The sequence below is a fragment of the Pseudomonas sp. genome (assembly GCF_037994325.1).
GTDB lineage: Bacteria > Pseudomonadota > Gammaproteobacteria > Pseudomonadales > Pseudomonadaceae > Aquipseudomonas.
On sequence record NZ_JBBNAH010000786.1, the window covers coordinates 1 to 11,619 of the forward strand.

Here is an 11,619-nt window from a genome sequence, read left to right on the forward strand (position 1 = left end):
TGACGAAACGACTCCCCCGCTTCGCCTTACGCATCCGAACTGCATCGGTGCATGCGTCATAGGCCACTAAGCAGAAAGCTTGCCAGCTCGCTGAAAAGCCCGAAATTCAGTGAGTTACAGCGCCTACCCAATACCGTGACCAGATCGCATAGGCGAGTCACGCACAACAACAGCGCACCCCTTGCTTAACCCGCGCTCCAAAACCGTGCAAAACCCTGCAACCGTTAGCCTAGATGCTGCGTGATACACTGCCAGCCGACTTTTCTGGAACCTTTCTATGCTGCCGCCCAAAGCCCTGCTCGACGCCCTAAGCACCCACGCATCGCGCCTGTTCAATGGTGAAACACCTCTGCCACGCGGTGAATTCGAAACCCAATTCAAAGCCTTGCTGCAAAGTGGTTTCAGCAAGCTTGATCTGGTTAGCCGCGAAGAGTTCGACAGCCAAATGGCCGTCCTCGCCCGCACCCGCGCACGCCTTGAGGCACTGGAAGCCAAGGTTGCCGAGCTGGAAGCCAAAGCGTCGCCGCCTAGCGAGTGAGCCACTGCTGAGTGGTCTGTGATCAAGGAGTGATCGATGTCCCTGGCTATCGTCCATAGCCGCGCCCAAGTAGGCGTACAAGCACCTTCCGTTATTGTCGAAGCACACCTGGCCAATGGTTTGCCGGCGCTGACGTTAGTGGGCTTGCCGGAAACCGCAGTCAAAGAAAGCAAAGACCGCGTGCGTAGCGCAATTCTGAATTGCGCCTTCGAATTTCCGCAAAGACGCATCACCTTAAACCTCGCGCCAGCCGACTTACCTAAAGACGGCGGGCGCTTCGACCTCGCCATCGCCCTGGGCATTCTTGCCGCCAGCGGTCAGGTGCCCGTGGCAGCCTTGGAAAATATCGAGTGCCTGGGCGAGTTGGCGTTGTCCGGCGCCGTGCGCTCAGTACAGGGCGTACTGCCGGCAGCATTGGCGGCGCGCGCCGCTGGGCGCACCTTGATAGTGCCGCGCAGCAATGCCGAAGAAGCCAGCCTGGCATCAGGCCTGACAGTGCTAGCGATAGATCATCTGCTGGAGTTGGCCGCGCATTTCAACGGCCACACACCCATTGCGCCCTACCAGGCGCAGGGTCTTTTGCGCCATTGCGCGCCCTATCCCGATCTCAGTGAAGTGCAAGGACAAGTCGCCGCCAAACGCGCCTTGCTGGTCGCTGCTGCTGGCTCGCACAACCTCTTGTTCAGCGGCCCACCTGGGACTGGCAAAACCCTGCTCGCCAGCCGGCTTCCGGGTCTTTTGCCACCGCTGGAAGAACAAGAGGCACTGGAAGTAGCCGCCATTCAATCGGTAGCCAGTCATACGCCAATGAGTGCGTGGCCGCAGCGACCTTTTCGGCATCCCCATCACACGGCATCTGGTCCGGCGTTGGTGGGTGGCGGCAGTCGCCCGCAACCTGGCGAAATCACGCTGGCGCACCACGGTGTTTTGTTTCTTGATGAGCTGCCCGAATTTGATCGACGTGTGCTGGAGGTGCTGCGTGAGCCCCTTGAAAGCGGCCAGATCGTGATCGCGCGAGCTAAAGATAAAGTGCATTTCCCCGCACGCTTTCAACTGGTCGCGGCAATGAACCCATGCCCCTGCGGCTACCTCGGTGACCCCAGCGGTCGCTGCCGCTGTAGCACTGAACAGTTGCAGCGCTATCGCGGCAAGCTGTCCGGCCCGTTGCTGGACCGCATTGATCTGCACGTCACCGTCGCGCGGGAAACCACCGTGCTGCATGTCTGCGCACAGAAGGGCGCCGACACTGCCACAGCGGCAGCGCAGGTGGCCAAGGCCAGGTCGCTGCAAATGCGCCGTCAAGGCGTCGCCAATGCCTTTCTTGATCTGCCCGGCTTACGCGAGCACTGCGCGCTGCAACAGGAAGATCAGCGTTGGCTGGAAACCGCCTGCGAGCGCCTCGGCCTCTCACTGCGCGCGGCGCATCGAATTTTAAAAGTGGCGCGAACCCTGGCCGACCTTGAATACAGCACAGCTATTAGCCGCGAGCACTTGGCTGAAGCCCTGCAATATCGGGGGGCTACACAAGGTTAATCGCAACTTACAGGAAACATCCGCACCATCTCTCAGGAATTACCGCTGCGCATTAAAGCGATAGTGTATGGATATCCAGTATTTAGTTGAGCAAACTGCAGGTGTAGCCCCGGTGTGTGCAATTCGTACGCCCGCTCACTAGACGCCTTTGCGCAGGAATCAATCATGACCATCCATGAAGTTTCACTTGCTCCGCAATTCACCGAACGCCATTTGAAAGTCGCCGCTGACTATGTGGCGCCCAGCAAGCGCGAAAGTCAGTACGCACAACCAAAGAAAATCCCGTGGTTACAACTGAAGGGGCTGTGGCTACAGCAGGCAGGGTTTGAGGTGAATGACACCGTTCGGGTGCGCATTATCAAAGGCTGCCTGGTGATAACAGCGGCATAAAAAAATCCCCGGTTGGCGCCGGGGATTTTTCCATGTTGCGGGTTACTGGAAGCGCCCGACCTCGGCACGCAGCCCCGCTGCCAATTGATCAAGCTCTTTGGCTGTTTCGGCCAAATTGGTGATCACTTCGTGCTGTTCGCTGTTGGCCAACGCGATGCTCTGCAGGTTGCTGCTGAGCATGGTCGCGGTGCTGCTTTGCTCGCCAGTAGCCGTGGTGATGGCGGCGAACTGCTCGCCAGCGGCCTGGCTTTGCTCGGCAATCTGCGTCAACGCCTGAGCGACTTTGGCGTTACGCTGCAAGCCGTCCTGCATTTGCAGCTTGCCTTGTTCCATGGTGGCGATGGCACTGCTGGTCTCGCCTTGAATACTTTGGATCATGGCGGAGATCTCATTGGTGGCATCGCGGGTGCGGCCAGCCAGGCTGCGCACTTCATCTGCCACCACGGCAAAGCCACGGCCCTGCTCACCAGCGCGTGCAGCTTCGATGGCGGCGTTGAGGGCCAGCAGATTGGTCTGGTCGGCAATAGAAGTAATCACGCTGACGATGCCGCCAATTTCCTGCGAGCGCTGGCCCAGGGTGTTGATCACATCGGCGGTGCCATTCAGCGAGCTGGAGATTTGCTCCAGCGCTGCCGAGGCTTCCTCCATGGAGGTACGACCAATACGGGTTTGCTGAGAGTTTTCATTAGCCAGGCGTTCGGTGTGGCGCATGTTGTCGGCGATATTCAGCGAGGTGGCGCTGAACTCTTCCACGGCGCCGGCCATGCTGCTGATTTCGCCGGACTGCTGCTCGATACCTTCATAAGCACCGGAGGACAAACCCGCCAATGCCTGCGCGCGGCTACTCACATTTTCCGCCGCCCCGCGAATGCGCGACACCATGGTCGACAGCGCTTCACCCATCTGGTTGAAGCTGCGCGCCAACTCGCCAATTTCGTCGTGGCTGGCGATATTCAGCCGCACGCTGAGGTCACCGTTGCCCAGGGCATGTGCTTGATTTACCAAGTCACCGAGTGGGCGCAATTTGCGCCGCAGCAACCAGATAACCGCACCCACTGCCAGCATCAGGGTGATCAAGCTACCAATGGCCAATTGGCCGCCGACACGCCAGGTCACCGCCTGAATTTCAGTTTTCGGCATGCTGGCCAAGACCGTCCATGGGCCACCGGCAAACGGCTGGGCCACGCTGTAGAACTCCTGCTCGCCGTCATGCCAGAACTCGCCCTTCCCAGGCTTGGCGGCAAGGCTCACCACGTTGTCGATAATTTTGTCGGGCTGTTGAGCGCCGGCTGGCGGTACCAGCCAATGCTTTTGCTCATCCAGCAGCGCCAGCGAACCGGTCGAGCCGATCCGGAAGCGTTTGAGGTTTTCGAACTGGGCGTTCTGCGCGTCGGTGTAGTCAAAACCTACGAACAACACGGCAATTACCTTGCCCGAGGGGTCGGTCACCGGCGTGTATTGGGTCATGTAGAAGCGATCAAACAACAGCGCGCGCCCAACATAATTTTGCCCGCTGAGCAGACGTTGATAGGCCGGGTGGGCATGGTCGAGCACCGTGCCAATGGCGCGGCTACCGTCCTGCTTGGTCAGCGAGGTGGTGACGCGCACGAAATCGTCGCCATCGCGAACAAACACCGTGGCCACGCCAGCAGTGAGGCGGCGGAATTCGTCTACTTCGTTGAACTCGTTGTTCAGACGCACATCGCCCAGGTACAACGCGGGCGCTTGCAACGCCGCTACCGGCACACGCTCATCGACATGCACGTTAAGGCCGGTACTAAAGCGCTGCTCAAACAAGCCGGCCAGGCGCTGAGTGCTTTCTTTGAGGCTGGTGTGGAAGGTGCTGAGCTGGTCAGCCAGTAAGCGGGCTTCGCTGCCCAAATGCTCTTCGCGGGTGGTCAAGTTGGCCGTGCTTAACGAGCGCAAGGCGAACAGCGTGCTAAGGCCAATCAGCAAAACCAGAATCACGGCCAGGGCAGAGGCGAGCTGCCAGGCGATGCGGGAACGTGGCTGAGACATGTACATCTCCATAGGCGAGCAGCGGCGCTTGAGTTGCGCCACATTTCCATAAAAGCAGAAATAAGGCCGCCCGCTTGTGGAGGGCAGCCTGTTTAGATATTCGGCGGGGCGCGCAGAATACTTGAGTAAATTCGTGCGTCAATCGAAACGAGGCATTTAGCCATCACCCTCGTCGGAAAAAAACACGCAGAGGTTACAGAAGATGTACGACGACTGGTAACTGCATCGCAGCGACCTCATTCAGCAGGTAGTCGCGCAAGCGTTGATAGCGGGCTTGGCCCCGCTTGGCCTTGGGCCAGACCAGGAAATAACTGTCACCGCTGGCGACGGCGCTGCGCCAGGGCAGGCCAAGACGACCTTGGGCGACGTCTTCAGCAATCATCACCAAATCGCCAATCGACACCCCGTAACCGCGCGCCGCCGCCACCATACCGAGCTCCAAGATGTCGAACACCTGGCCACCTTTAAGCGCAATGTCCTCAGTCAGCCCGGTAGCCTGCAACCAGCGCCGCCAGTCGCGGCGATCCGGGGTGGGATGCAACAGCTCGGCCTGCTGCAACCGCGGCAAATCCCAAGGCCCATCGGCAACGGCTTCCGGCGCGCAAACGGGGATCAGCCATTCAGCAAACAATTCGACGCTTTCCCATTCCTCAGGAAAACTTCCCTTGCCCAGTAGCACGGCGCAATCGAACGGCTCGTGGTGAAAGTCGACCTTATCGACATCCATCCAGGCGCTGGTGAGCTGCACTTCCATGCCGTCGCCCAGCATGCGAAAACGCGATAGCCGCGCCAGTAACCAGCGCATAGTCAGGGTCGAGGGTGCTTTCAAGCGCAGGATCGAGTCGTCAGTGCTTAACGCGCCGCACGCGCGCTCCAGCGCAGCGAACCCATCGCTTACACCGGGCAATAGCATTCTCGCCGCCTCCGTGAGCTGCAGATTGCGTCCGGCGCGTTGAAATAATCGGCAGCCAAAGTGCTCTTCCAGGGTGCGGATATGCCGGCTTACCGCACTTTGGGTAATGGCCAATTCCTGCGCTGCCTGGGTGAACGAGGCATGCCGCGCCGCCGCTTCAAAGGCGCGCAGCGCATATAAGCCGGGAAGACGCTGAGACATCACACAAGCTCCAGAGAAAAATCTGGCATGAGTTTAAGTCATGACAGATATCGTTTTTATCCTTTTGTGCATGCCGGCTGAAGCTCGCAGAATGGCTCCACCTGAAGCCAATGCAGCGCCATCTGATCCGCGCCTTAACTGAGCCAGACTCATCATGCCAACCGCTACCCGAGCTGAACTGAAAGCCATTCTGCGCCTCGCTGGCCCCCTGATCGCCGCTCAACTGGCGCACGTGATGATGGTGTTTACCGACACGGTGATGATGGGTCTGCTCGGCCCGGCCGCCCTCGCTGGCGGTGGCTTGGGCGCGGCGAGCTATTCCTTTGTGTCGATTTTCTGCGTGGGCGTGATTGCCGCCGTTGGCAATCTGGTGGCGATTCGTCACGGCAGTGGCGACCATCTGGGCGTCGCCCAACTCACGCAAAACGGCTTATGGCTGGGCTGGGCGTTGGCCTTGGGCGCCGGGCTATTGCTCTGGAACCTTGGCCCCATCTTGCTGTTGTTTGGCCAGACGCCAGACAGCGTGCAGGGTGCCGGGCAATTTCTGTCCACCTTAGTATTCGCCCTGCCCGGCTATATGAGCTTTATGGCCCTACGCGGCTTTACCAGCGCCATTGGCCGCGCCGGCCCGGTTATGGCCATCAGCATTGGCGGCGCGCTGGCCAACCTGGCACTCAACTATGTGCTGATCCACGGTATGTTCGGTTTGCCGCACCTGGGCTTGGCGGGCATTGGTCTGGTCACGGCGATTGTCAGCACCCTGATGGCGTTGTTGCTGGCACTGCATGTGCTGCGCCATTCGGCCTATTCGCCTTATCCACTGTTCACCGGCCTGCTACGTCCACAACGGGCAGCGATGGTCGAACTGCTGCGCCTCGGCATGCCTATTGGCGGCACCTATGCAGTGGAGTCGGGATTGTTTGCCTTTGCTGCGCTGTGCATGGGCGCGCTGGGTAGCACGCAGATGGCGGCTCACCAGATCGCCCTGCAATCGGTGTATGTAGCCTTTATGGTGCCGGTGGGCATTTCTTACGCGGTGACCTTTCGCATCGGCCAGCACTTCGGTGCCGGGCGCCTGGAGGAAGCGCGTCGCGCCGGGCGCTTGGGTCTGCTGGTCGGCGGGGTGTGCATGCTGGGCTTTGGTCTGCTGTTTTGGCTGGCGCCGCAGGCAGTGGTCGACCTGTATCTAGACACCAACGACCCAGCCTTTGCCGACATCATCGCCCTGGCCGTCAGCCTGTTGGCCATCGCCGCGTTATTCGAGCTGTTCGACGGTATTCAAACCATTGCCATGGGTGCGATTCGCGGGCTGAAAGACGCAAAAACCACGTTTTTGGTGGGCATCGTTTGCTATTGGCTGGTCGGCGCACCAGCGGCCTGGTTACTGGCATTTCACCTGGGCTGGGGCGCACAAGGTGTCTGGTGGGGGTTGGCCGCTGGACTTGCCTGCGCAGCAATAGGGCTGACCCTGGGGTTTGAATGGAAAACCGCGCGCATGCTGCGGCTTAAACAGTCGTCAGCCCCGACAACAACGCCTGGCGACTACCAAACACCAGAAAACGCGCCAACTCGGCCAGCGGCAGAGGCTTGCTGACCAGGTAACCCTGCACTTGGTCACAACCGAACTGACGCAACAGTTCCAGCTGCTCGGTGTTTTCCACGCCCTCGGCCACCACCGCCAGCTCGAGGTTATGTGCCAGGTTGATCATCGCCCGCACCAACTGGCGATTTTCCGGCCGATCGTCCATGCCACCGACAAAGCTTTTGTCGATTTTCAGCATGGTGATAGGCAGGTTGTTCAGGTGCACAAACGACGAGAAGCCGGTGCCAAAGTCATCCAAGGAAAAACGTACGCCCAGCTTGCCGAGGGCCTTCATGGTCTGCTGCACATGGTCGCTGCGGCGCATCACGGCGGTTTCCGTCAGCTCGAATTCGAGCCAGCGTGCATCCACACCACGTTCCTCAATCAAACGGCTAAGGGTCGGCAGCAACTGGCTGTCCTGAAACTGGCGGAACGACAGATTCACCGCCATATGCAAGGCCGGCAGCCCACGCCCGCGCAGCCACTGCATATCGCGCAGGGCACGGGAAATTACCCAGTAGCCCAATGGCACGATCAAACCGCTTTCCTCGGCCAGTGGCACAAACTCATTCGGCGCCAGCAAGCCGCGCTCGGCGTGACGCCAGCGCACCAGCGCCTCTAGGCCGAGAATCTGGCCCGTTTTCAGACATAAACGCGGCTGGTAGTGCAGTTCCAGCTCGTCACGGCGCAAGGCACGGCGCAACTCGCTTTCCAGATCGGCAACGCTGCGCGCATTGCGGTTGATGCGCTCGTCAAAGACATGAAACGTGCAGCCTTGTTGGCTCTTGGCCTGCTGCATGGCGATATGGGCGTGCCACATCAACGGGTCGGCGCCGGCATCGACGCGGGCGTGGGCCACCCCCAAGCTGCAACCGATCAACAGGCTTTCGCCGTCCACCCAGTAAGGTTCGGACAGCGCTTCGGTGATGCGTTCGGCAATCTTCACCGCGCGCTGCGGGTCGCGGCGGATGTCCAAGAGCAAGGCAAATTCATCGCTGCCCAAACGGGCCAGGTGGTCATCAACCGAAAGCTGGCCCTTCAAACGCGCGACCACCTGCAGGATCAAGCGATCACCGGCCTGGTGGCCAAGGGCATCATTGGCGTGGCGGAAGTTATCCAGATCCAGATGGCCAAGAGCTAAGCCACGGCCTTTGAACTCGGCGAGCTGGGCGGTCAATAGGGTCTGAAAACCTTGGCGGTTGGCGATGCCCGTGAGCGGGTCTTGCTCAGCCAAGCGCTGCAAGGTGTCTTTGAGCACGCCGTGTTCACACACATAACGCAGGCAACGGCGCAGGGTGTCGGCCGTCAACGCCTCGCGTACCAGCCAGTCGCTCACGCCTACCGGCGGCTCTGGCGGTTCCTGCTCCAAGAGCAGCACAGTGGGCAACGGGCAACTACCAGGCTCAGGCTGCATTAGCGGCGTGGCCAGCAAGAGACCTTGAGTGTGTTCATCGAATAGGCCGCTGGCAGCGGCCCAAGACGGCGCCGTGATCAGCGCCGACGGATTGCCCATCGTAGCCAGGTGCTCACGCAGCACCGCCGCCCATTCCGGCGTTTCGGCCAGCAGGACTATACGCAAGGTTTGCACATGCGCGGACAAGCGACTTCCCCCAAAGCATTACACATGGCGGTTCTACCGCCCTTTCGCGCCGTTATCGGCGTCTCTTGCGCACCTCCTGTGCGATGTTTTTCCTCATCAGCCCCCGCTGATGCGGCACTAGCGTACTGGATTGTTTGAAATAACCAAGGCTGTCAGGTAGCCAGTATGGGCTGCGTCACATAACCAGACGGTTACGGCATTCTGCACCAGGCCTGCTAAAATGCGCGCCCTCTTCTTCTGATGCAAACACGATGTCCCGACTCAATCCCCGGCAGCAAGAAGCCGTGAACTACGTCGGCGGCCCACTATTGGTGCTCGCTGGCGCCGGCTCCGGCAAAACCAGCGTGATCACCCGCAAGATTGCCCACCTGGTGCAACAGTGCGGTATTCGCGCCCAGCACATCGTGGCCATGACCTTTACCAACAAGGCCGCGCGCGAAATGAAAGAACGCGTCGGCACCTTGCTCAAAGGTGCTGAAGGGCGCGGCCTGACGGTGTCCACCTTCCATAACCTGGGCATGAACATCATCCGCAAGGAAGGGGCGCGCCTGGGTTACAAGCCGGGTTTCTCGATCTTCGATGAAGGCGATATCAAGGCCCTGCTCAGCGACATCATGCAAAAGGAATACGCGGGCGATGACGGCATCGACGAGATCAAAAACTACATCGGCTCGTGGAAAAACGACCTGATTTTGCCGCCCGAAGCGCTGGAAAACGCCCGCAACCCGAAAGAACAAACCGCCGCCATCGTCTACATGCACTACCAGCGCACGCTCAAGGCGTACAATGCGGTGGACTTCGACGACCTGATCTTGATGCCGGTAAAGCTGTTCCAAGAACACGCCGACATTCTGGAAAAGTGGCAAAACAAGGTGCGCTACCTGCTGGTCGACGAATACCAGGACACCAACGCCAGCCAGTACCTGCTGGTGAAACTGTTGGTCGGCCAACGCAACCAGTTCACCGTGGTTGGCGACGACGACCAGTCGATTTACGCCTGGCGCGGGGCCCGCCCGGAAAACCTGATGCTGCTGAAAGAGGATTACCCCTCCCTCAAGGTGGTAATGCTTGAGCAGAACTATCGCTCCACCAGCCGCATCCTTAAATGCGCCAACACACTGATCGCCAACAATCCCCACGCGTTCGAGAAACAACTGTGGAGCGAGATGGGCCACGGCGATGAAATTCGCGTTATTCGCTGCAAAAACGAAGACGCCGAATGCGAGCGTGTGGCCATGGAAATCCTCAGCCTGCACCTGCGCACCGACCGGCCGTACAGCGATTTCGCCATTCTCTACCGCGGTAACTACCAGGCCAAACTGATGGAGCTGAAATTGCAGCACCATCAGATTCCCTATCGCCTGTCGGGCGGCACCAGCTTCTTTGGCCGTCAGGAAGTAAAAGACCTGATGTCCTACTTCCGCCTGCTGGTAAACCCGGATGACGACAACGCCTTTTTGCGCGTGATCAACGTGCCGCGCCGCGAGATCGGCTCCACCACCCTGGAAAAACTCGGCAACTACGCCACCGAGCGCAAGATCTCGATGTACAACGCCGCCGACGAAATCGGCCTGGGCGAACACCTCGACAGCCGCTACACCGAGCGCCTGCAACGGTTCAAACGCTGGATGGATAAAATCCGTCTGCAATGTGTGGAGAACGAGCCGATTGCCGTGCTGCGCAGCATGGTGATGGACATCGACTACGAGAATTGGCTACGCCAGAACGCCTCCAGCGACAAAGTCGCCGAAGCGCGGATGGGCAACGTCTGGTTTCTGATCGACGCGCTGAAAAATACCTTGGAGCGCGACGAAGACGGTGACATGACCATTGAGGACGCCATCGGCAAGCTGGTGTTGCGCGACATGCTGGAGCGCCAGCAGGAAGAGGAAGAAGGCGCCGACGGCGTACAAATGCTGACCTTGCATGCCTCCAAAGGCCTGGAATTCCCGTACGTATTTATCATCGGCATGGAAGAAGAAATTCTTCCGCACCGCTCCAGTATTGAAGCCGACACCATCGAAGAAGAACGCCGCCTGGCCTACGTGGGCATCACCCGCGCCCGGCAAACGCTGGCCTTCACCTTTGCTGCACGGCGCAAACAATACGGCGAAATTATCGACTGCTCACCCAGCCGTTTTCTCGATGAACTGCCGCCTGAAGACCTGGCCTGGGAAGGCCTGGAAGACACGCCGGTGGAAGTCAAAGCCGTACGCGGCAATGCCGCCCTGGCCGATATTCGCGCCATGATGAAAAAGTGACCGGGCGAGCGCCCTACCCTTACTAAACCAGCAACAGTTGAAATGAGAGCCCTGAGATGGAAGCGCTGAAAAACAAGATTATCGAAGAAGGCGTGGTGCTGTCCGACCAGGTGCTCAAGGTCGATGCCTTTCTTAACCACCAGATCGACCCGCGCCTGATGCAGCAGATTGGCCAAGCCTTTGCTGAGCTGTTTAAAGATCAGGGCATTACCAAGATCGTCACCATTGAGGCTTCGGGCATTGCGCCGTCGATCATGGCCGGTCTGGAACTGGGCGTGCCGGTGATTTTCGCGCGTAAATACCAGTCGCTGACCCTCAAGGAAAACCTGCTGGTCTCCAAGGTGTTCTCCTTTACCAAGCAAACCGAAAGCACCATCGCCGTGTCCGCCAAGCACTTGCTGCCGACCGACCGCGTACTGCTGATCGACGACTTCCTCGCCAACGGCCGCGCTGCCCATGGCTTGATCGACCTGATCAAACAGTCCGGCGCGACAATCGTCGGCATCGGTGTGGTAATCGAAAAATCGTTCCAGAAAGGCCGCGAAGAACTCGACGAGCAAGGCTATTGGGTGGAGTCGTTGG

Annotated in this window: 9 protein-coding genes; 6 read left to right on the forward strand and 3 right to left on the reverse strand. The window is 59.4% G+C overall.

What is annotated here, in order from left to right; all coding sequences use genetic code 11:
- Positions 1-277: 277 nt before the first annotated feature.
- From AAAB16_RS26460 to AAAB16_RS26470, 3 genes are all read left to right on the forward strand, one after another.
- On the forward strand, positions 278-538 hold the full coding sequence (locus tag AAAB16_RS26460; protein WP_340666049.1) for an accessory factor UbiK family protein: 261 nt from the start codon (positions 278-280) through the stop codon (positions 536-538).
- Positions 539-574: 36 nt separating this feature from the next.
- A complete protein-coding gene (locus tag AAAB16_RS26465; protein ID WP_340666050.1) occupies positions 575-2,071 on the forward strand; it encodes a YifB family Mg chelatase-like AAA ATPase in 1,497 nt (498 codons plus the stop codon).
- A gap of 165 nt (positions 2,072-2,236) precedes the next feature.
- A complete protein-coding gene (locus AAAB16_RS26470; RefSeq protein WP_340666051.1) occupies positions 2,237-2,461 on the forward strand; it encodes a SymE family type I addiction module toxin in 225 nt (74 codons plus the stop codon).
- Between the two features lie 42 nt (positions 2,462-2,503).
- On the opposite strand, the gene AAAB16_RS26475 is transcribed toward AAAB16_RS26470, so the two are convergent.
- Both AAAB16_RS26475 and AAAB16_RS26480 read right to left on the reverse strand, forming a co-directional pair.
- Positions 2,504-4,480, reverse strand: coding sequence for a methyl-accepting chemotaxis protein (locus tag AAAB16_RS26475; RefSeq protein WP_340666052.1), 1,977 nt, complete (start codon positions 4,478-4,480; stop codon positions 2,504-2,506).
- Between the two features lie 193 nt (positions 4,481-4,673).
- Positions 4,674-5,594: a LysR substrate-binding domain-containing protein gene (locus AAAB16_RS26480; protein ID WP_340666053.1), complete on the reverse strand. Its 921-nt coding sequence runs from the start codon at positions 5,592-5,594 to the stop codon at positions 4,674-4,676.
- Positions 5,595-5,748: 154 nt separating this feature from the next.
- On the opposite strand from AAAB16_RS26480, the gene AAAB16_RS26485 reads away from it, so the two are divergent.
- Entirely contained in the window at positions 5,749-7,188 is a 1,440-nt protein-coding gene (locus tag AAAB16_RS26485; RefSeq protein WP_340666054.1) for a NorM family multidrug efflux MATE transporter, read from the forward strand.
- Here AAAB16_RS26485 and AAAB16_RS26490 read toward each other — a convergent pair.
- Positions 7,100-8,776, reverse strand: coding sequence for a bifunctional diguanylate cyclase/phosphodiesterase (locus AAAB16_RS26490; protein ID WP_340666055.1), 1,677 nt, complete (start codon positions 8,774-8,776; stop codon positions 7,100-7,102). The genes AAAB16_RS26485 and AAAB16_RS26490 overlap by 89 nt on opposite strands.
- A 251-nt stretch (positions 8,777-9,027) precedes the next feature.
- Between AAAB16_RS26490 and rep the strand changes: the two genes are divergently transcribed.
- Both rep and AAAB16_RS26500 read left to right on the forward strand, forming a co-directional pair.
- Positions 9,028-11,037 carry a DNA helicase Rep gene (gene rep / locus AAAB16_RS26495; protein WP_340666056.1) on the forward strand — a complete coding sequence of 670 codons (2,010 nt, stop codon included), beginning with the start codon at positions 9,028-9,030 and terminating at the stop codon, positions 11,035-11,037.
- Between the two features lie 56 nt (positions 11,038-11,093).
- On the forward strand, positions 11,094-11,619 hold a 526-nt coding region (locus tag AAAB16_RS26500), incomplete at its 3' end, for a xanthine phosphoribosyltransferase (protein WP_340666057.1).